This window comes from Leminorella richardii (assembly GCF_900478135.1).
GTDB classification, from domain to species: domain Bacteria; phylum Pseudomonadota; class Gammaproteobacteria; order Enterobacterales; family Enterobacteriaceae; genus Leminorella; species Leminorella richardii.
This window is the reverse complement of the sequence record NZ_LS483470.1, coordinates 1,682,749-1,702,830: the sequence shown is the minus strand read 5'-3', so window position 1 is coordinate 1,702,830 and position 20,082 is coordinate 1,682,749. Positions and strand designations below refer to the sequence as shown.

Genomic DNA, 20,082 nt, shown 5'->3' with positions numbered 1-20,082 from the left:
ACTTACTGGCCGCTCAACACTCGCGCAGGGTCAATGCGGCTGGCCCTTCGTGCCGGATACCAGCTGGCCAGCAGGCTTAGCACAAGAGCAGTCGCCAATACGATGGCAACGTCCTGCCCGTGCAGTTCAGTCGGTAAAAAGTCAATAAAGTAAATGCCGCCGGAAAGGAACTGATGCCCGACCATCTTCTCAATCCCCTTGATAATATTGGTCAACTGCAGCGAAATCAGTACGCCAGTCGCCACGCCAAACAGGCTACCAACCAGCCCTGCCAGCAGCCCGTACCAGATAAAGATCGAGCGAATCAGCCGGTCTTTTGCACCGAGCGTACGCAGCACAGCGATATCTGAACTCTTGTCTTTTACCGCCATAATCAGCGTCGACACAATGTTAAAACAGGCAACGCCAATCACCAGAATCATGGCCAGATACATCACGCTGCGCACCAGCTGAATATCGCGATACATATAGCCATAGGTGGCGATCCAGCTGCGGTAATAGGCGTACTTGCCGCTGGCTTCCGCCGCCTCTTTTGCCACCACGTTGGCAGCAAACACGTTGTTGGCCTTAAAGGCGATACCAGTGACACTGTCACCCATATCAAGATACTGCTGCGCGTCGCTCAGCGGCACCATGCCGAAGCTGTGATCCAGCATTCCACTAAGCTGTAAGATACCGGTGACGTGCAGGCGGATGCGCTTAGGCTGACCTATTTTAAGCTCGTCGCCGTTGCCGTCGTTGTTGGGGATCATCACTGTCACCCAGTCGCCCTGCGTTACCCCCAGCGAGTCGGCAATGCCTTTACCTAAAATCAGCTGCTGTTCACCGCTTTTAAAGCCCTTCCAGGCGTCGTTTTGCACAAACTCAGGCAGCGCGCTCAGGCGCTCTTCGTCTTTTGGCTCAACGCCCCTAACCTGTATGGCCTTTAGCTGGGTTCCGCTTTCAACCAGACCGGTGAACAGAATGTAAGGCGCCACCGCTGCGACGCCCGGCGCGTGTGCCATTTTCTGCTGAGTCTGCAGCCAGTCGTTAAACGGCTGTTCTGGCTCTACTTCCCCGTGAGGAACAACTGCCAGCACACGGTTTTTTAGCTCCCGCTCAAAGCCGTTCATCGCAGAAAGCCCAACAATCAGCACAGCTACGCCCAGAGCAATACCGACAGTGGAAATCACAGAAATCAGCGACACCATGCCGCTTCGACGTCGCCCGCGAATAAACCGCAGAGCAATCGTTAACGAGAGAGGCAGTGCCGACATTACTCTGCCTCCAGCAGGCTGGCGCGCTGGTTAAGCACTCCGTCGCGCATTTCAAGCTGGCGATCGAGGCGGCGCGCCAGACTAAGATCGTGAGTCACTACCAGAAACGCCGTTCCCTGCTGCTGATTCAGCTTGCCTAACAGCTCAAAAATACCGTCAGCGGTTCGCTGATCCAAATTGCCTGTCGGCTCATCCGCCAGCACTAGCGCAGGGTTATTCACCAGCGCGCGTGCAATCGCTACCCGCTGACGTTCACCGCCGGAAAGCTCAGACGGCCGATGAGAGGCGCGCTTTTCCAACCCCACAGCAGCCAGCATGGCCCGCGCCTGTTCCATCGCCTGTGATGACTTTTTACGGCCAATCAGCAGCGGCATGGCGGCGTTTTCCAGTGCGGTAAAGTCCGGCAGCAGGTGGTGAAACTGATAGATAAATCCGAGCTGAGTATTACGCAATTCAGCCTTTTCTGACGCACTCATGCGGTTTAACGAGCGATCGTTAAAAATCACTTCACCAGAGGTCGGCGCGTCCAGCCCGCCCAGCAGGTGCAGCAGCGTACTCTTGCCCGAACCTGAACTGCCGACGATAGCCATCAGCTCTCCGGGCCGCATAGAGAAATTGACGTTTTTCAGCACGTCTGTTTTCAGCTTGCCTTCCTGATAGGTTTTGCAAAGGTCGACACATTGCAGCAATAAAGAATCATTCATAGCGTAACGCCTCTGCTGGTTGAACGGCGGCAGCCCGCCATGACGGATAAAGCGTGGAAAGCAGCGCTAGCCCCATAGAGAACAGCGCGATAGTAATAACTTGAGAGGAATCAATAAGTACTGGCAGCTTGGCGCCGCCGAGAGACAGTCCTAGCGCTGGCATAATAGCGTTAAGCTTGCTGGCAAGCAGAAGGCCAATGCCTGCCCCCAACAGAGAACCAATGATGCCGCTGGTCGCCCCTTGAACCATAAAGATGCTCACAATCTGACGGCGCTTCAGCCCCTGAGTTTGTAAAATCGCCACTTCGCCCTCTTTTTCCATCACCATCATGCTCAGAGACGTAATGATGTTGAAAGCGGCAACGGCAATAATCAGCCCAATCAGCAGGCCCATCATGTTCTTTTCCATCTTAACGGCCTGAAACAGTTCGCCCTTGCGTTCCCGCCAGTCTTTCATCACCAGCCCGTCAGGCAAGGCCTGCTGGCTGACTACGTTAATGTTAAGTGGACGAGTCAGGTATAAACGCCAGCCGCTGACGTTGCCCGCAGGGTAACGCATCAGCCTTGAGGCGTCTTGCTGGTTGACCAGAAGCTGTGTGCCGTCCACTTCGCTACCTGCGGCAAACGTACCAATAACGGTAAACAGGCGCTGGCTAGGAATGCGCCCCATCGGCGTAAACTGACTCGCGCCAGTGACCATCAGGCGTACCTGGTCACCGACGCGCACGCCGAGCTTCTCCGCCAGTTTTTCACCCAGAATAACGCTATAGCTGCCGGGCACCAGCGCTGACACGCTGGTACTGTAGACACTCCCAGCCAGCGGGTCATTGTCCTCTTTGGTGATACCGAGCATAACGCCAACAGCGATGCCCTTCGCGCTTTGCATCACCACATCCCCTGTCGTTAACGGCGCAGCGCGCGTCACGCCAGAAAGGGCCAGTAGCGGAGCGCTGGGAACGGTTTGCGGATTGAGGTTACCTTCCGGCGTAGTGACCAGCGCCTGCGGCATTAGGCCGAGAATGTTTTTCTCCAGCTCCTGCTCAAGGCCGTTCATCACCGACAGTACGGTTACCAGCGCCATAACGCCAAGCGTGATGCCTATAGTAGAAAGCCAAGAAACAAACTGGCTGAATCGGTCTGACGCTCGCCCGCGCATGTAGCGCAGGCCTATGAATAACGCAACGGGTTGATACATTAAGGTATATGTACTCAGTTTATCGCCACCGGCATAAGGCTCAGCCAGCGGCGCGGTCAGTCAAAGACATCGGTTTCTTCACGGGAATATACGCTCGCCTTCACAGGGCGAAGCGTATCGTTCACGGCGCGGCTTCAATGTCGTTTTGCCATGTCGCTTTGTGCTTTTGGTCTTCAACGGCGCGCTAAGTTTACCATCGTTAGGCGATAGGAAGAATCCCCGTTTTTTTATGCAATAGCGGCAAGGTGACGGTAAAAGGATAGCGATTTTTTCAGACAACAGTGCAGGGTTAGATTACTATAAGCGGTACATTTTCACGGTCGCCTTTTAGCCACTGTGAATACAAACTTTATTCCATGGGGCGGCGATTGTTCGCCATGCCCAGTGGATGCTATTTGTCTGTTCGTTGAATATTGTTGAATACCGTTGGATAACTTGACCGTTTGGTCAAAGCCTCATAGTCCACAGCATTAAAGAGACGTGATATACCGTATGCCTGCTCAACACCGCTTTACTCTACCTACCCGCGCCGGTGACCTAAGACAGGTCGGCAGCCTGTTCGGCTCTTCTTCTTCGGCTGTCGCTGCCGACATTATTGAGCGCCACAGCGGCCCCTCGCTGCTCGTTACTGCTGACATGCAGCAGGCACTGCGCATCAGCGATGAGCTCAAGCAGTTTACCCGCAGGCCGGTAACCGCACTGCCGGATTGGGAAACGCTGCCCTACGACAGCTTTTCTCCCCATCAGGAAATCGTTTCATTACGTCTTTCCAGCCTTTATCAGCTGCCGCAGCAGCAAAGCGGCGTCACTATCCTGCCCATCAATACCCTGATGCAGAAGGTGTGTCCTCACGCTTTTCTGATGGGGCACGCGCTGGTGATGAACAAAGGCGATCGTCTGTCGCGAGATAACCTGCGCGCCCAGTTGGAACAGGCTGGCTACCGCTCGGTCGATCAGGTATTAGAACACGGTGAATTCGCCACTCGAGGCGCGCTGCTCGACCTGTTCCCCATGGGTAGCGATGTGCCTTATCGCTTAGACTTTTTCGACGATGAGATTGACAGCATTCGCCTGTTTGACGTCGACACCCAGCGCACGCTTCAGGAAGTTGACGCCATTAACCTGCTGCCCGCTCACGAGTTTCCTACGGATAAAGCCGCTATTGAACTGTTCCGCAGCCAGTGGCGCGAAACCTTCGAGGTTCGCCGCGATCCGGAACACGTTTATCAGCAGGTCAGCAAAGGCGTTTGGCCTGCGGGTATTGAATACTGGCAGCCGCTGTTTTTCAGCCAGCCGCTACCCACGCTGTTTAGCTATCTTCCGGCAAACACTCTTCTACTGACGCTAGGGGATATTGAAGGCGCCAGCGCGCGATTCTGGCAGGACGTTCATCAGCGCTTTGAGAGCCGACGCGTTGACCCCATGCGTCCTTTGCTACCGCCAGACGCCCTCTGGCTTCCCACTGATACGCTGTTTCATGAATTAAAGCAGTGGCCCAGAATTGCGCTAAAAAGTGACCCCGTCACTAAGAAGGCAGGCAGCGTTAATCTGGACTATCAGCCGCTGCCTGAACTCGCTGTACAGCACCAAAACAAGTCTCCCCTTGATAACCTGCGCCGCTTTCTCGAGAGTTTTGACGGACGAGTCGTCTTCTCTGTTGAAAGCGAGGGGCGTCGGGAAACCCTGCAGGAGTTGCTCTCTCGCATCAAGCTCAGACCAACGCCGATAGACGATCTGCACCAGGCCGATAAGTCGGGTCACTATTTGATGATTGGCGCCTGCGAGCGGGGCTTTTTGGACAACGAAGGCCGCTTGGCGCTTATCTGTGAAAGTGATTTGCTCGGTGAACGCCTGACGCCGCGTCGTCAGGACAGTCGACGCGCCATCAATACAGATACTCTTATCCGCAACCTTGCAGAGCTGCGCCCCGGCCAGCCCGTTGTGCACCTTGAGCACGGCGTTGGCCGCTACGCGGGTTTAACAACCCTCGAGGCCGGCGGTATCAAGGCAGAGTACCTGATCTTGACCTATGCCGGAGAAGACAAGCTGTACGTGCCCGTCTCCTCCCTGCATCTAATAAGCCGCTATTCCGGCGGAGCGGAAGAGAATGCGCCGCTGCACAAGCTGGGCGGCGACGCATGGAGCAGAGCACGACAGAAAGCCGCAGAAAAAGTGCGCGACGTTGCCGCAGAGCTGCTGGACGTCTACGCCCAGCGGGAAGCCAAGCCCGGCTTTGCCTTTCAGCAGGACAAAGAACAGTACCAGCTGTTTTGCGAATCCTTTCCTTATACGCCAACGCTGGATCAGCAAAACGCCATTGGCGCAGTGCTTGGAGACATGTGCTCCAAGTCCGCCATGGATCGGCTGGTGTGCGGTGACGTCGGCTTTGGCAAAACCGAAGTGGCCATGCGCGCCGCGTTTTTAGCGGCGATCAACGGCAAGCAGGTCGCGCTGCTGGTACCAACCACGCTGCTCGCTCAGCAGCACTATGATAACTTCCGCGATCGCTTTGCCAACTGGCCGGTGCGTATTGAAGTGATGTCGCGCTTTCGCAGCGCCAAGGATCAGCAGGTCGTCTTACAGGACGCCGCCGAGGGCAAAGTGGATATTCTTATCGGCACCCACAAGCTGCTACAAAGCGATATCCAATGGAAAGATCTGGGATTGCTGATCGTTGATGAAGAACACCGCTTCGGCGTTCGTCAAAAGGAACGCATCAAGGCAATGCGTGCCAACGTCGATATTTTAACGCTTACCGCCACGCCTATTCCCCGCACGCTGAACATGGCCATGAGCGGCATGCGCGACCTGTCGATTATCGCAACTCCTCCGGCTCGCCGTCTGGCGGTAAAGACCTTCGTTCGCGAGTATGACGACCTGATTATCCGCGAGGCTATTTTGCGTGAAGTGCTGCGCGGCGGGCAGGTTTACTATCTCTATAACGACGTCGCCAGCATCGATAAGGCAGCCGAGCGCCTGTCCCAACTGGTACCCGAGGCTCGGGTAGCGATTGGCCACGGCCAAATGCACGAACGCGATCTGGAACGAGTGATGTCTGATTTCCACCATCAGCGTTTTAACGTGCTGGTCTGTACGACCATTATTGAAACCGGTATCGACATCCCCAACGCTAACACCATTATTATGGAGAGAGCCGATCGCTTTGGTCTGGCACAGCTGCACCAACTGCGTGGCCGCGTGGGCCGTTCACACCATCAGGCCTACGCCTATCTGCTCACGCCGCATCCAAAAGCCATGACGCCGGACGCGGTGAAGCGCCTGGAAGCCGTCGCGTCTCTGGAAGACCTCGGTGCCGGGTTCGCGCTGGCGACACACGACTTAGAAATTCGCGGTGCGGGGGAACTGTTGGGTGAAGATCAGAGCGGCCAAATCGCCTCTATCGGCTTTTCACTCTATATGGAGCTGCTGGAAAGCGCCGTCGATGCGCTCAAAGAGGGGCGTGAGCCTTCTCTGGAAGACTTAACCTCTAGCCAGACAGATCTTGAGCTGCGCGTGCCTGCGCTGCTGCCCGATGACTATATGCCGGACGTTAATACTCGTCTGTCGTTCTATAAGCGCATCGCCAGCGCCGCCGCGGAAGAAGAACTGGACGAGCTCAAGGTAGAGCTTATCGACCGCTTCGGTCTGCTGCCGGACGCAGCCCGCAATCTGCTGCAAAACGGCATCTATGAGGCTACGGGCAAAAAGTCTGGGCATTCGACGCATTGAGGGACATGAAAAAGGCGGATTTGTCGAATTTAGCGACAGCAACCATGTCGATCCGGCCTTTCTTATCGGCCTGCTGCAAAAGCAGCCTCAGCGCTATAAGCTTGACGGCCCCAGCAAGCTGAAGTTTAGCCTTGACCTGAGCGAACGCCCCAAGCGACTGACGTTTATCAGCGAGCTACTGGAGCAGTTTGAACAGCATCGCTTGAGTTAACCAGTCAGCCTGTCGAACATCCGACAGGCTGGCTTTTAAAGTCCTCATAACGCAACAGGGCGATCGGTGTTTCCGATCGCCCTGCTTTTTAACGCTATTTTTTAATTCTGCGGGTTCTGCATACTTAGTGCAGCTTCAGCCGAGGTCGAATAATGCGGTTAATGCTGCCCACCAGCATAATCAGCCCCGTTTTCACGTAGCCAAACAGCGCCACCTGATGCATGCGGTACAGTGAAATGTAGGCCAACCTTGCCAAGCGCCCTTCAATCATCATAGAGCCTCTGGTTAGGTTGCCCATCAGGCTACCAACCGTGCTGTACTGTGACAGAGAAACCAGTGAGCCCCGATCCGTATAGCGGTAGCTTTTTAGCGCCTGCCCATTCAGCAGAGCCAGAATATTCTGGTAGCAGAGCGTTGCCATCTGGTGTGCGGCCTGAGCTCTTGGGGGAACCGGTACACCGCTTTCCTGCATAAGGCTTGCGCAGTCGCCAATGGCAAAAATGGAGGGATCGCGCGTTGTTTGCAGTGTAGGCTCCACCACCAGTTGGTTAATGCGGTTGGTTTCCAGACCGTCCAACTCTTTCATAAAGTCGGGAGCCTTGATGCCTGCTGCCCACACCATCAGGTCGGCCTGAATAAACTCTCCACTCTTTGTGTGCAAGCCGTTTTCATCCGCACTGGTGACCATAGTTTGCGTCATTACGTTAACGCCAAGATTCGTCAACTCTTGATGTGCAGCAGAAGAGATACGAACTGGCAGTGCGGGAAGAATGCGCTCGCCGGCCTCAACCAGCGTCACGTTCAAGGCGCTGTTGTCCAGCCCCTTATAGCCATAGCTGTGCAGCTGTTTCACCGCGTTATGCAGCTCCGCCGACAGCTCTACGCCCGTTGCGCCGCCGCCAACAATGGCAATATTCACGCGCTCACGCTCGCCGGAGTTTGCAGAGAACTTTAAGAACAGATCCAGCATGCGGTTGTGGAACAGCTGAGCCTGCTTAGGGTTATCGAGGTAGATACAGTTTTGCTTTACGCCGGGCGTACCGAAGTCGTTAGACACACTGCCCAGCGCCATCACCAGAATATCGTAAGAAAGCTCGCGTTCGGGTACCAGCTCTTCCCCCTGCTCGGTATCGATTCTTGCCAGTCGTATCCGCTTGGCCTCGTGTTCAATACCAATCAGCGTTCCCAGCTGGAAATGAAAGGCATTATTTCTGGCATGGGCTAAATAGCTCAGCGCGTCGACGCCGTCATCCAGCGCGCCGGTCGCGACTTCATGCAGCAGTGGTTTCCACAGGTGGCTTTGATTTCTATCCACCAGCGTAATTTCCGCTTTGCCCTTACGCCCCAGCTTTTTGCCCAGGCTCGTTGCCAGTTCAAGTCCGCCGGCACCACCGCCGACAATAACAATTTTTTTTCTTTTCGCTCTGCACGCTGTTTTCCACCTAAATAGACTATGAATTCAGGTCGGTCATGGCGCAACGCTTCGGCATAAAGGCACTTAACATTTGATCGCCATCACACTAATTGCGGCAGAATATCATACTTGGGCATTTGGTCATACCAAATTTGATGTAAATCAAATTCAACCTATTTAACACGCTTTGAATACTTTAAGATTCAAGCTATCTCTTTGCTACATAAAAATAAACGCCCCGACGGCAGATATGCCTGTCGGGGCGTTTTGTCTCTGTACTTGTTTTCGCTAGCGCAGCTTGAAGTCTTTTATTTTCTGTAAATGGGCTGAAATGGCCTTAAACTTATGCCCCTGCTGCTCGTCCCACACAATCGGATAATAGGGAGATAGAGAGTCAGCGCTGCGCTGGCTATCGAGCACTTCATCAATGCGCGATAAGATCACCAGACAGTTTTCCCTGTTTTTGGTGCGAAAATCCGTCACGCACTTAGTAACAATGTCCAGATACTCTTCCGGCCGATCAATTTTCCCCGGCATGTTTTCATGGGGAAACAGGTTTGGGTTAAGTATCGTTTGGCGGATACCGCAAAGAAAACCAACCCTTTCAGCCCAGAACCCACCCAGCCCAACGCCGCATATTAGCGGATTCGGATCGTTTGACTGTTGTATTGCCTTATCGGTCTCTTTGAGCAAGTGTTGCATATCGTGACGCGGATGCAGCGTGCTGTAGCTGATAAAGCGCACGTCGGGATCGATAAACTGCAGCTGTAAGATCTTTTCATGATTGCCCGGGCTGGTTGAATCAAAGCCGTGTAAATAAATAATCATCTAAGCCTCACTCTGCTGTGTGTATGCCTACGCGTTAATCTTGCCCAAAAAGCCGGTTTTTATTCAACCTTTTTCTAGGTCAACCCTTTTTCGGGCTCTATTTCTCTAAACGTCCCGCCAGCTGCTGTTTGTGTTCTTCCCACCGCGCGCTCAGCGCACTCATGCGCTGACTGGCACGCTTCCAACGGTCGCTCTCCAACAGAGCCTTACGGGTGAATGTCGCCCTGTGGCGCAGTCGCTCTGCGCGCTCTGCCTGAATGCCCTGAGGTAGATTTTCCAACACGCTAACGGCACCGTCTCGGTTATTACAGACTAGCACCATGTCACACCCAGCCTCCAGCGCCGCTCTGCCGCGCTCGGCGTAGCTGCCCATGATGGCTGCGCCTTCCATTGAAAGGTCGTCGGAAAAAATAGCGCCGTCAAAGCCTAACTGTTCGCGCAGCACTGTTTTTAGCCAATGCGGGGAACAGCTTGCCGGGCGATCGTCCACCTGCGGATAAATCACGTGGGCAGGCATTACGGCATCCAGCAGCCCGGCGCTGAACAGGCGTCGAAATACCGCCATATCGTTATCGTACAGTGTCTGATAAGAGCGTGGATCGATCGGCGTCTCTTTATGAGAATCCGCTGACACTGCGCCGTGACCGGGGAAGTGTTTTCCCGTCGCCCGCATGCCTGCGTCATTCATTCCCTGAATAAACCTGCTCGCGAGGGCCGTTACCGCCAAAGGATCCTGATGAAAGGAACGTTCACCAATCGCGGCGCTAATATGACCAACGTCCAATACCGGAGCAAAACTGATATCGATATCCATACTGACTAGCTCAGCCGCCATCAGCCAGCCGCCTTCCTGAGCGGCAGCTTCTGCCTCCTCACCTTCCAACAGTGCAGCAAACGCCTGAGCGGCAGGCAGGCGGGTAAATCCGTCACGGAAACGCTGAACTCGGCCGCCCTCCTGATCCACCGCTAGCAGTAGTCGGTTTTTTGACGCAGCTCGGATCTGGCGAATAAGCTCAGCCAGCTGAGCCGGATCGTGAAAGTTGCGGGCAAAAAAGATAAGGCCACCTACCGACGGATGCTGCAAAATTTCACGCTCAACTGCATCCAGTTCATAACCGACGACGTCCAACATTACCGGACCCACATATACCTCTCTTCTATTTGTAATCGTCTTGTGCAGCATACATAGCCCAAAACGGGTAGTTCATTTTAATCGCGCTGTCGAAATAACAAAATAGTCGCGCAACACATTCGGCTAACGGGCGCTAGACGAAGAAAAAGACCCGGCAAAATCGGGCCTTAGCAGGTTAGCAATTCACTCAGCTGCCAGACTAGCGCTGAGTTTCCCCCTGACCGGACCAGATTATCTCACCGGTGGCGGTCTGCATCAGCTGGATCGTGATTTCTGGCGCGCTTGGGCTACCGTTAGCAGATGCGTAGACAATGTATTTTGCCCCCAAATAGCGGGCTAGGCTCATCGCCTTACTCCGGGAAATCAGGCTGTCATCTCCCTGAATGCCCAGCGCCTGTCGTGCCTCTTGAAGCCTGTCGTCCGGCACCAGCTCAAATTTCTGCGTTGACGCCAAAGAATCCTTCAGCGCTTCCGTTGCGGCGGCAGAAGCCAGCCTGCCGCTGGTGTTATTCTTTATCTGCTCTAACAGCAGGATCCCCTTTTCGCTTTCTATAGATGGGGTACCCACCATTTTTGCCACCAGCGGTTCAACGCTCGCTACCCAGTTAATCGCTTTTTCAGGCTCTGGCAGCGTTGGCGGCACAGGAGGTGGCTCATAGGGCGGAGGTGCGGGCGGTACAACGACTACCGGCGCCTTGTTTTTGGGCTGATTAACCTGACAGCCCGTCAGCGCAAGCATCGCTGCGACCAAAAAAAGCCAATGTGTCTTTTTCATATCCACTCCTTCAGCGCGCCAGCATAGGCCCTAACGCCTGCCCACCGACCAGATGCATATGCAGGTGATACACTTCCTGACCGCCGTGGCGGTTGCAGTTCACAATCAGACGATAGCCGTCTTCTGAAATGCCTTCCTGCTCAGCAATTTTTGCAGCAACAACCAGCATGCGACCAAGGGCAACTTCGTGTTCAGCCTTCACGTCGTTAACCGTAGGAATAAGCACATTGGGAATAATCAAAATATGGGTGGGCGCCTGTGGAGAGATATCGCGAAACGCAGTGACTAAATCGTCCTGATATACGATATCAGCCGGGATTTCCCGACGAATGATTTTACTAAAAATCGTCTCTTCAGCCATGGTATGCCTCTCAATAGGGTTATTCTGTCAGAACTGCGTCTGGGCTCAGTATGAGTAGATAGCGCTACGCTTTCAAGTAGTAAGCAGGATTACCGCCTTATGCCAGACCAAAATAGTCCAACAGCATGGCCAATCCGGCAATCGCGGCAATAGCAATCAAGAAATAGCGCAGGTGAAATCGTTGCCCCCTAGCCGCCAATGCCAGACAGCCAATAATAATCGCAATGCGAAAGAGATCTTCAGAGTCCATGCCGTTCCTTGCCTGTATGAAGTGACGCGTCGTAAAAATCAGAGAGTATTATAAAAGACGCTGTCGCGATAGTAAGCCCTCTTGAGGATTGCAGTGCATCTTTTTATGAAAAGTCTCGTCCTCAAATAGCAACGCTATGGCAGCGCACAGCACGCGTTGCCAACGATTTACGCCTCTAATAACGTCATGAAATTGCTCTCGGGTTGGGATATACTTCGTCAAATACAGAGGAGTCGCCTATGAGCCATAATCTTGCCGAACTGCCGCCACAAGAGCGGGAAAAAATCGACGTCGACCTGCACGCTTCAGGCATTGCCTATAAAGAACGCTACGGCATGCCGTTTAGCTATCGCGATATTGAAGCCGTTATTCCCAAAGAGCTACAGGCCTATTTTAAGGAGCGCGTTGAGTTCTTTCGCACCAATCCCTACCGCTTAGGGAAGCTGCCCTATAGCCCAAATGAAAAATAGCGTTTAGGGCCAGCCGCAACAACTTTACCAATTAACTCCCCGTGACCGCAGCCTTGGGCCACTCGCCCTATAGGCTTCAGTCGTTATTTTGCCTTTTGGCCACAGAGCGGGGTGGCCGTTTTCAAAAAGGCCTTTTTCGTCTTTTATCCTATAGAGGGTGTAGAAATGACCAAAAAAATTATCCTTGACTGCGATCCCGGGCACGATGACGCGATCGCCCTCCTCCTTGCTCACGGTAACCCAGATATTGAGCTGTTGGCCGTCACTACGGTTGTCGGTAACCAGACGCTGGAGAAAGTCACTCGCAACGCTCTGGCTGTCGCCCGAATTGCCAATATTACAGGGGTTCCCTTTGCCGCCGGTGCGGCACGCCCGCTGGTGCGTCAGGTTGAAACCGCACCTGATATTCACGGTGACTCAGGCCTTGATGGCCCGGTACTTCCAGAACCGACGCTGGCTCTTGATAATCGCCACGCTGTCGATCTGATTATCGATACCATCATGTCCCATCCGCCAAAAACGGTGACCATCGTTCCTACCGCCGGGCTGACCAATATTGCCCTCGCGGCGCGTATGGAACCTCGCATTGTTGAACGAGTAAAAGAAATTGTGCTGATGGGCGGCGGTTACCACGTGGGTAACTGGAGCCCCGTCGCTGAGTTTAATATCAAGATCGACCCTGAAGCCGCACACATCGTCTTCAATGAAAAATGGCCGTTAACCATGGTCGGTCTGGATCTCACTCACCAGGCGCTGGCAACGCCAGACGTCGTTGAGAAAATCACCGCTGTCGGCACTCAACCCGCCCAGTTTGTGCTGGAGCTGCTGGAATTCTTTGGCAAAATGTACAAAGACGCACAGGGCTTTGACTACCCGCCGGTTCACGATCCGTGCGCAGTAGCCTATGTTATCGATCCTTCCGTCATGACTGTACAGAAAGTTCCTGTAGACATTGAGCTAACAGGCACACTGACACTCGGCATGACCGTTGCCGACTTCCGTGCCCCCGCACCGTCAGACTGTCATACTCAGGTCGCCGTTAAGCTCGACCACACACGCTTTTGGGACATGGTTGTCGATGCCCTTAAGCGCATCGGTGAGGTGCGCATATGACCGAAACGCCCTCTTCAGAAACGAGAGTCAGCGCAACGATCCTAATGGTCGCCCTTTTGGCGGCCTGCGTCGCGTTTCAGCTTAATGCCAGCATGCTCGGCCCGGTGCTGGTCACTATCGCCGAAGAGCTGCATACCGATGAGGCAGCGGTTTCTCTATCGCAAACGGCGTTTTTCACTGCCGCTGCGCTGTTCTCCCTGTTTTTACCGCGCCTCAGCGATATTAAAGGGCGTAAAAAGGTGCTGAGCTGGATGCTGGCGATTATGACAGCAGGAACCGTCTTAGCGGCGCTGGCACCCAATATTACCGTGCTCTATATCGCTCGAGTCATTCAGGGCGTTTCAGGGCCAGTGGTGCCACTCTGCCTGCTTATGCTGCGTCACGAAATCTCTGATGCCAAAGTCTACGGCACACTGATGGGCGTCGTCACCGCCGTCAACGGCGGTATTGCCGGTATTGATGCCATTGCTGGCGGCGTGTTAGCCGCCAACTTTGGCTTCCGCTCGGTTTTCTGGACAATCACCGTCGTTGCCGCGATCGCCACTCTGATGGTAATGAAATGGGCTCCAGAGTCTAAGCCTTCTGCAAACGTTAAAATGGACTGGCCCGGCGTTATACTGCTGGTTCTTTCGCTCGCTGCAATGCTGATTGCCCTTGGTCAGGCTGGGAACCTCGCTGCTGCAAACTGGCTTCTGGTTTTTGGACTGGCGGCCTTTTCTGTCGTGATGTTTATTGCATTCTGGCAGGTGGAAAAACGCAGCGAGCAGCCTCTGGTAACGACGCACTATCTCAAGCAGCGCAGCACCTGGGCGCTGCTGCTAACCACCACGCTGACCATGACCGGCATTTTCGCCGTTGTGAACGGGCTGGTCATGTCACTGGCTCAAAATCAAAACGTTGGTTTTGGAATGGGAGCAGATACCGCCGCACTAGCATTTTTAACGCCCTACGCGCTTATTGGCTGGCTAGTCGGCCCCTTCTCCGGGCGACTAGCGCCGACGCTGGGCTACAACCGAGTGCTGCGCTTTGGCCTGATCGGCAGCCTGATTTCCTTAGGGCTGATGGCGATGATGGGTCTTGGTTCACTCCCCTGGATGATTGGCGCCGTTTTGCTTATTGGCGTCAGCTATGCAGGCATCGCTAACATTATGCTGAACGGGTTAGGCATTGTGCTGTCGCCTAAAGACAACCCCGGCTTTCTGCCGGGTATGAACGCGGGTGCATTTAACCTCGGCGCGGGCTTAAGCTTTGCGCTGCTCCCAGCGGTTCAAATAATGACAGCCTCATCCGGTGACTCAGTAACCTCGGGCTATGCTAACGGCATCTTGGTAGGGTTAGGCATCACTGTTCTGGCGTTGCTGACCTCTTTCCTGATCCCAAGACCGGTTAGTGCAGAGGTTAACTCCTAAGCGTTTTTTGATGCTAAAAGTATGAAAAAGGCGTGATAACTCACGCCTTTTTTATGTTTTGTCGCGGTAGCTGAGCTTTAGCGAATACCGCGAATTGGAATCCCACCCACAGTACCGCCGGGTCTGATCGTCGGTTTGCTTTCAGACTCGCTTTCATCAGATGAACTACTGGGCTTCTTGCTGCTTGTTTTCCCGCTATTGGCAATACCGGCTTTTTTAATACAGTATCTGGCCGTATCTTCCATGACTTTGCGAATTTGCGCCTGCGTTGGATTATCCATCGCCTGAATTTTTTCCAGATCGCTATCCTGACGAGACTCAATACACTGACAGGCTTTTACGGCCTGGCTGCGGGTAATCTTGGAGTTCGCCTGCTGCTGCATATCGGCACAGGCTTCAACATAGCTACTGTTGGCAGCCATTGCAGCACCGCTGGCTAACATTAGGGCGCCAAACAAAAATGTTTTATAAAACATCAATCTCTTCCTTGATTAATCACATAATTAAAAAAGATGACTTTCTGGATCTGTTGATTTTCCCCAACGATTATACGTTTTCTTTTAAGATGTTCTACTAGGAAAAGCATTGTTCGGTTAATCATAAAATAGAGCCACCGGCCTCCTACAGGTGACTCTATTTCTGTACATATACCTTCGTTATTCTATCGGACAACCAGCACCGAAGTGTTTGCATAGCGCACAATGCCTGACGCGTTGGAGCCTAAAAGATGCGTCGTGATATTGGGTCGACGCGATCCAATAACGATAAGATCCGCTCCTATCTCTCCACAAACTATAGCGATTTCATCTCTCGGCGAGCCAAAGGCTAAAGAGTAAGAAACGGATTCTGAAGGTAAATCCAACCCATCAGCTAGCGCTTTAAGATCCTCTTCGGCCTTAACAGAGGCTTTGTCCTTAAATTCCAGATAGCCTAGGGCATAGGAGTTAATGATGGCGGTTGAAATAGGCAAAACGTGTAGCAAATGAACGCGAGCATTTGTCAGCTTTGCCAAATAAACCGCGTGTTTAATTGCGTTGTTGGTAAGTTCTTCTTCTAGAATATCCACAGGGACTAAAATAGACCGGTACATAGTGCACTCTCCTCTATTGAGATCTGACCCCATTTCAAATATGAAAAGATACTTTCCTATTAACTTTATTCATTATGGACTACTTTTTCTGTGAACAAAGGGCACAAACTCACCAAAAGTGAAAAAAATATACGCTCTCTGTTGCTCGCTCTTCGCCACATTCATCTAGCAATTGCCCTCAAGGCGCACCATGATGCTGACAACACAGAGTTTCTTTCTTTTATATACCGCACTTAAGCGCTGCTTAATGAAAACGCCGTCTCATCACTATTATTAATTTGTCGCCAACCCCCTACCTATGACACTTTAAATTCAGCAGCGTAATTCTATCTCTGCGTTCATAATAATAATTGACAGCTATACCAAGGTGATAGCCCTCGCTTGCGCGCGGGCTTTTTTTTATTTTTCCCACGGGCGTTTTGAAAGCCGCTCTTTTAACAGAGTAATAAATCCATCCACTCTGGGAGAACTATGCAGTCGCTCTCCGGCTACCAACGCCACAATGTCCGCATCGGGCAGCTCGTACTGTGTTAGCAGCTTGACTAACCCTCCTGAAGCTACCTCGTGTTCCACATCCCACGCAGAGCGAACGATAATACCTTCCCCCGCTAATCCCCACTGTTTCACTACCTGCCCATCGTTGCTTGCCATCAGCGGACGGATGCGCTTAGCCATCGTCTTTCCGGTCTCCCGTTCAGTAAAGCGCCACAGCGTAACGTCCTCGCTGTTTTCCCTCAGCGCAATGCAGTGATGACGATGAAGTTCATCCGGCGACAGCGGCATTCCCATTCGGCCAACGTATTCCGGTGATGCGCACAGGTAGCGTGCGTTTTTCGCCAACAGGATCCGTCTGAGTGAAGAGTCTTTCAGCTCGCCAATATAGATAACGATGTCCCAAGCCTGAGCCGTTGACCAGTCCGGCGCATCAGAAAGTGTCAGTTCAACGCGAAGCGCCGGGTGCTTTCGACTAAACTCTGCCAACAGCGGCGCAACGTAGCGATTGCCAAATCCTAGCGGAGCCAGAACGCGCAGCGTACCGCACACTTTGCGAGAGCGATCGTCCAACAGCGACTGTAGCTCCTCCATATCGTTCAAAATGCTATCGGCTCGCTCAAGCAACAGCCTGCCCTCTTCACTAAAGCGCAGCCCTCGCGCCGGGCGCTGAATAAGTTGAACGCCTAGGCGCTTTTCCAATGCTTTGACCCTAAGGGTTACCGACGCAGCCGACACGCCGAGATACCTCGCGGCATTCGCCAGGCTGGAATGAGAGGCTAACTCTCGCATAAAGCGGAGATCGTCACTGCTAATCATTAAGCTTTACCTTAATCTATAACTAACCTATCGTTTATTTCCATCTTATGAAAATAGTGAAAAAATATACACTCTTTTTAGAGGAGAAAAGATATGAACGCAGACCAGCTCACCGACGGGCTCCAGACGCCTTTTTTACTGATTGATAAAAACAAACTGCGGACAAACGTTCATCGCCTACAGTCCCGCATCGAAAATCTTGGTGCGGTGTTACGCCCCCACTTAAAAACCGTGCGGTCTATCGAAGCTACTGCGCTTATTCTGCCAGAGCTCAGCGCTCCGGCGACAGTTTCTACGCTGGCAGAAGCAGAGGCGCTGGCCAACGCAGGCTACGACAACCTGCTGTACGCCGTAGGCATTTCCACGAACAAACTGGCAAGAGTCGCGGAGCTGCTGCGCCGCGGAATCAATCTTCACATTCTGCTCGACAGTCTGGAACAGGCCGATGCCGTTGCTGACTATGGCCTCGCTCACGGTGTAACGTTTAGCGCGTTTATTGAAATCGACTGTGACGGTCACCGAGGCGGTCTTCCTGAGTCGTCCCCGCAGGTTATAAATATCGCTCGCCGCCTATCAGACCCCGGCGCGCGGTTCCAAGGGCTTTTAACCCATGCGGGAGAGTCCTACTCCTGTACGACTGATGAGTGCATTCGCGCAGCGGCGCGTCAGGAATGTGACGCGCTGAGAAAAACCGCTGCTCTGCTGCAGCGTGAAGGCATCGACTGCCCAGTCCTCAGCGTGGGCTCTACGCCAACCGCCCACTTTGCCGAGGACTTAACGGGGATCTCTGAAGTCAGGGCTGGCGTTTTTTCACTCTTCGACCTTTTTATGCACAACGTTGGCGTCTGCAATATGGACGATATTGCCGTTTCCATTGTTGCCACGGTTATTGGCCACAACGCACAGCGCAATACACTGTTTATTGATGCAGGCTGGATGGCGCTGTCTCGCGATCGGGGAACCGCCTCACAAAAATGCGACTACCTGTACGGCCAAGTGTGCGATATGTCGGGTACTGTTTTGGCTGGCGTTAAGGTTAGCTCTGCCAATCAGGAACACGGTGTGGTCGTTTTGCCCGCTGACAGCCCCTATTTACTGGCGGATTTCCCCATCGGCAGCCGCCTACGCATTCTCCCCAATCACGCCTGTGCAACAACGGCAATGCACCTACAGTATCAGGCAATAGATGAACAAGAAGGAACGCGAGAAGTCTGGACGCGCATTACCGGCTGGTAGCTGTCCTGTTTTACTAGAACACTGAAAAAGTCGGTACTGTCTGCGCTTTAACCTCTCCCTTTTGCTAACATAGACAATTAACACATGTTTATGACAAAGGGAGAGGAAACCGTGAGTGGCATTGTGAGTGAGATAAAGTACCCCTATCGATTAAAGCGCGGCGTCATTCTACTGGGGATCCTGTTTTTTGGCTGGTTTACGGGATTTTCCTATCAGCAAATAGGCGAAACGGAAAACTGGCTGGAAGTTGGTCGCTCTTCAACGCTGTCCATAGAGCAAACTCAACTACTGTTGGCAGCAACAACCGCAGTATTCGCACTATTAACAGTGATGTCTCTGATTACTCTAGCAAATAGCCTGTTTTCCTCTCGCTGCGCTATTACCTTTAGCGATACGGCTATTAGCTATCCCAAAGGCCACGTCTTTCCTAAAGCTATTGTTATTCCCTATCACGATATCCTCAGCGTCGAGTGCGTTAACGCGCAGTTCAATGAGGCCATTGCGATAACCACGTCACACAGCAAACATACTCTTCAAAAGAGCATGATGAAAAACGCCGCCGCGTTTACTGAGGTGTATGAAAGGCTGGAGCGAGAGTCTGGCAGTCAAAACTAACGCGCTGCGCCGAAGGGGCGCGAGCGCAGTCAGCTACTTTTTCATTAAGTCTTTCAGGTTGGCGAACGGGCTATAGGTTGCCGCACCAACATCCTTTTGTGCGTCTTCACCAGCGATCACCGTCGAACCGAATTGATCGGCTTCGGTATACTTCGAGTGTTCATGATCGTGACAAAACAGACAAAGCATTTCCCAGTTACTCCCGTCCTCTGGGTTATTCGAATGGTCGTGGTCGATGTGGTGAACCGTTAACTCACGCAGATTCGAATAAGTAAACTCGCGAGCGCAGCGCCCGCACACCCAGGGAAAAAGCTTCAGCGCTTTTTCACGGTAGCCGCTTTCCAGCTTTGTATAGTTTTTAGGAATGTAGGCCATAAACATCACTCTCGTTATTCATCAATCAGGCCGCTATGGTAACGCTAAACAGCACAGGTGAATAGTCGGCATAAATAGTCGAGTCGGTATGAACGACAATATATTAGCTAGGCATTTATCAAAAAAGTCCTCCAGAATCTCTTTCTTATTATGTTTATTGATTTGCCTTACCGAATAATTATCCATATAGAAAAATAAAAACAATAGTCATTCTCATCTTTGATTATTTATATTATCTTTACTGTTAACGCTAATCTTAAAAACTAATCACCAAGATAAATTAGCATTCAAAAATACCTCTTTAAATCGTAAAGAACTGTAAAATAAATAATGATGCAGATCACAAAAATATAAATAAAAGCACTATGTGAAAATGTAATAAAAATGAAAAAATAATGAATACAAGAAAAACAAATAGATGATACCTGCAATAACGATATATAAAAAAATATCTGAAACGATCTCAGTCATCTTCATTAATCAGCATTTAATAGCGAAATAGATCTTATGATTATTGAATAGTTCTTTTCCACTTTTCGGAAAATGAATGAATTGTTAAAAAATATAGGGATCCAACCCCCCATACACTTTATAGCCGTGCTCCTTGC

At 52.3% G+C, this 20,082-nt stretch carries 18 protein-coding genes and 1 pseudogene; 6 read left to right on the top strand and 13 right to left on the bottom strand.

What is annotated here, in order from left to right; genetic code table 11:
- Window positions 1-2 precede the first annotated feature (2 nt).
- Genes lolE through lolC form a run of 3 tightly spaced genes read right to left on the bottom strand, consistent with a single transcriptional unit; the run spans window position 3 to window position 3,155 of the window.
- Entirely contained in the window at window positions 3-1,256 is a 1,254-nt protein-coding gene (gene lolE, locus DQM29_RS07910; protein ID WP_111740177.1) for a lipoprotein-releasing ABC transporter permease subunit LolE, read from the bottom strand.
- On the bottom strand, window positions 1,256-1,960 hold the full coding sequence (gene lolD / locus DQM29_RS07905) for a lipoprotein-releasing ABC transporter ATP-binding protein LolD (protein WP_111740176.1): 705 nt from the start codon (window positions 1,958-1,960) through the stop codon (window positions 1,256-1,258). The genes lolE and lolD overlap by 1 nt, the downstream gene beginning before the upstream one ends.
- Complete coding sequence (lolC, locus tag DQM29_RS07900) at window positions 1,953-3,155, bottom strand: lipoprotein-releasing ABC transporter permease subunit LolC (RefSeq protein ID WP_111740175.1); 1,203 nt, start codon at window positions 3,153-3,155, stop codon at window positions 1,953-1,955. The genes lolD and lolC overlap by 8 nt, the downstream gene beginning before the upstream one ends.
- A gap of 492 nt (window positions 3,156-3,647) precedes the next feature.
- Here lolC and mfd point away from each other — a divergent pair.
- A pseudogene (mfd, locus tag DQM29_RS07895) lies at window positions 3,648-7,095 on the top strand (transcription-repair coupling factor).
- Window positions 7,096-7,219: 124 nt separating this feature from the next.
- Here the strand turns inward: mfd and DQM29_RS07890 are convergent.
- The 6 genes from DQM29_RS07890 to DQM29_RS18190 form a co-directional block, all read right to left on the bottom strand.
- Window positions 7,220-8,554: an NAD(P)/FAD-dependent oxidoreductase gene (locus DQM29_RS07890; RefSeq protein WP_111740174.1), complete on the bottom strand. Its 1,335-nt coding sequence runs from the start codon at window positions 8,552-8,554 to the stop codon at window positions 7,220-7,222.
- A gap of 243 nt (window positions 8,555-8,797) precedes the next feature.
- The gene (gene ycfP, locus DQM29_RS07885) at window positions 8,798-9,337 is read right to left on the bottom strand and encodes an alpha/beta hydrolase YcfP (protein WP_111740173.1); all 540 of its coding nucleotides are present in this window, start codon (window positions 9,335-9,337) and stop codon (window positions 8,798-8,800) included.
- Between the two features lie 97 nt (window positions 9,338-9,434).
- Window positions 9,435-10,481 (bottom strand): beta-N-acetylhexosaminidase, encoded by a 1,047-nt coding sequence (gene nagZ / locus DQM29_RS07880; protein ID WP_111740172.1) that lies wholly within the window; start codon window positions 10,479-10,481, stop codon window positions 9,435-9,437.
- Window positions 10,482-10,668: 187 nt separating this feature from the next.
- The gene (gene lpoB, locus DQM29_RS07875) at window positions 10,669-11,244 is read right to left on the bottom strand and encodes a penicillin-binding protein activator LpoB (protein WP_111740171.1); all 576 of its coding nucleotides are present in this window, start codon (window positions 11,242-11,244) and stop codon (window positions 10,669-10,671) included.
- 10 nt (window positions 11,245-11,254) lie between these two features.
- Complete coding sequence (gene hinT, locus DQM29_RS07870) at window positions 11,255-11,605, bottom strand: purine nucleoside phosphoramidase (RefSeq protein WP_111740170.1); 351 nt, start codon at window positions 11,603-11,605, stop codon at window positions 11,255-11,257.
- Between the two features lie 97 nt (window positions 11,606-11,702).
- Window positions 11,703-11,855 (bottom strand): hypothetical protein, encoded by a 153-nt coding sequence (locus tag DQM29_RS18190; protein ID WP_170126509.1) that lies wholly within the window; start codon window positions 11,853-11,855, stop codon window positions 11,703-11,705.
- A gap of 239 nt (window positions 11,856-12,094) precedes the next feature.
- Here DQM29_RS18190 and DQM29_RS07865 point away from each other — a divergent pair, with 239 nt between their 5' ends.
- From DQM29_RS07865 to uriT, 3 genes are all read left to right on the top strand, one after another.
- Entirely contained in the window at window positions 12,095-12,325 is a 231-nt protein-coding gene (locus DQM29_RS07865; protein ID WP_111740169.1) for a DNA polymerase III subunit theta, read from the top strand.
- A gap of 165 nt (window positions 12,326-12,490) precedes the next feature.
- Window positions 12,491-13,438 (top strand): uridine-preferring nucleoside hydrolase UriH, encoded by a 948-nt coding sequence (gene uriH, locus DQM29_RS07860; protein ID WP_111742037.1) that lies wholly within the window; start codon window positions 12,491-12,493, stop codon window positions 13,436-13,438.
- On the top strand, window positions 13,435-14,847 hold the full coding sequence (gene uriT, locus DQM29_RS07855) for a uridine transporter UriT (protein ID WP_197708856.1): 1,413 nt from the start codon (window positions 13,435-13,437) through the stop codon (window positions 14,845-14,847). Before uriH ends, uriT begins: the two co-directional genes overlap by 4 nt.
- 77 nt (window positions 14,848-14,924) lie before the next feature.
- On the opposite strand, the gene DQM29_RS07850 is transcribed toward uriT, so the two are convergent.
- The 3 genes from DQM29_RS07850 to DQM29_RS07840 all read right to left on the bottom strand — a co-directional run bounded on the left by DQM29_RS07850 (window position 14,925) and on the right by DQM29_RS07840 (window position 17,248).
- Window positions 14,925-15,323: a hypothetical protein gene (locus DQM29_RS07850; protein ID WP_111740168.1), complete on the bottom strand. Its 399-nt coding sequence runs from the start codon at window positions 15,321-15,323 to the stop codon at window positions 14,925-14,927.
- 185 nt (window positions 15,324-15,508) lie between these two features.
- The gene (locus tag DQM29_RS07845; protein ID WP_111740167.1) at window positions 15,509-15,937 is read right to left on the bottom strand and encodes a universal stress protein; all 429 of its coding nucleotides are present in this window, start codon (window positions 15,935-15,937) and stop codon (window positions 15,509-15,511) included.
- Window positions 15,938-16,336: 399 nt separating this feature from the next.
- Window positions 16,337-17,248, bottom strand: coding sequence for a LysR substrate-binding domain-containing protein (locus tag DQM29_RS07840; RefSeq protein WP_111740166.1), 912 nt, complete (start codon window positions 17,246-17,248; stop codon window positions 16,337-16,339).
- 93 nt (window positions 17,249-17,341) lie between these two features.
- Between DQM29_RS07840 and DQM29_RS07835 the strand changes: the two genes are divergently transcribed.
- Window positions 17,342-18,484 (top strand): alanine racemase, encoded by a 1,143-nt coding sequence (locus DQM29_RS07835; RefSeq protein ID WP_111740165.1) that lies wholly within the window; start codon window positions 17,342-17,344, stop codon window positions 18,482-18,484.
- Between the two features lie 111 nt (window positions 18,485-18,595).
- A complete protein-coding gene (locus tag DQM29_RS07830; protein ID WP_145960349.1) occupies window positions 18,596-19,099 on the top strand; it encodes a hypothetical protein in 504 nt (167 codons plus the stop codon).
- Between the two features lie 33 nt (window positions 19,100-19,132).
- On the opposite strand, the gene yajD is transcribed toward DQM29_RS07830, so the two are convergent.
- Entirely contained in the window at window positions 19,133-19,474 is a 342-nt protein-coding gene (yajD, locus tag DQM29_RS07825) for an HNH nuclease YajD (RefSeq protein ID WP_111742035.1), read from the bottom strand.
- Window positions 19,475-20,082: the final 608 nt, after the last annotated feature.

Coding starts and splice junctions, on each gene's coding strand:
- lolE (WP_111740177.1), bottom strand. CDS start 1,256: ATGTCGGCACTGCCTCTCTCGTTAACGATTGCTCTGCGGTTTATTCGC.
- lolD (WP_111740176.1), bottom strand. CDS start 1,960: ATGAATGATTCTTTATTGCTGCAATGTGTCGACCTTTGCAAAACCTAT.
- lolC (WP_111740175.1), bottom strand. CDS start 3,155: ATGTATCAACCCGTTGCGTTATTCATAGGCCTGCGCTACATGCGCGGG.
- ycfP (WP_111740173.1), bottom strand. CDS start 9,337: ATGATTATTTATTTACACGGCTTTGATTCAACCAGCCCGGGCAATCAT.
- lpoB (WP_111740171.1), bottom strand. CDS start 11,244: ATGAAAAAGACACATTGGCTTTTTTTGGTCGCAGCGATGCTTGCGCTG.
- hinT (WP_111740170.1), bottom strand. CDS start 11,605: ATGGCTGAAGAGACGATTTTTAGTAAAATCATTCGTCGGGAAATCCCG.
- DQM29_RS18190 (WP_170126509.1), bottom strand. CDS start 11,855: ATGGACTCTGAAGATCTCTTTCGCATTGCGATTATTATTGGCTGTCTG.
- DQM29_RS07865 (WP_111740169.1), top strand. CDS start 12,095: ATGAGCCATAATCTTGCCGAACTGCCGCCACAAGAGCGGGAAAAAATC.
- uriH (WP_111742037.1), top strand. CDS start 12,491: ATGACCAAAAAAATTATCCTTGACTGCGATCCCGGGCACGATGACGCG.
- uriT (WP_197708856.1), top strand. CDS start 13,435: ATGACCGAAACGCCCTCTTCAGAAACGAGAGTCAGCGCAACGATCCTA.
- DQM29_RS07850 (WP_111740168.1), bottom strand. CDS start 15,323: ATGTTTTATAAAACATTTTTGTTTGGCGCCCTAATGTTAGCCAGCGGT.
- DQM29_RS07845 (WP_111740167.1), bottom strand. CDS start 15,937: ATGTACCGGTCTATTTTAGTCCCTGTGGATATTCTAGAAGAAGAACTT.
- DQM29_RS07840 (WP_111740166.1), bottom strand. CDS start 17,248: ATGATTAGCAGTGACGATCTCCGCTTTATGCGAGAGTTAGCCTCTCAT.
- DQM29_RS07835 (WP_111740165.1), top strand. CDS start 17,342: ATGAACGCAGACCAGCTCACCGACGGGCTCCAGACGCCTTTTTTACTG.
- yajD (WP_111742035.1), bottom strand. CDS start 19,474: ATGGCCTACATTCCTAAAAACTATACAAAGCTGGAAAGCGGCTACCGT.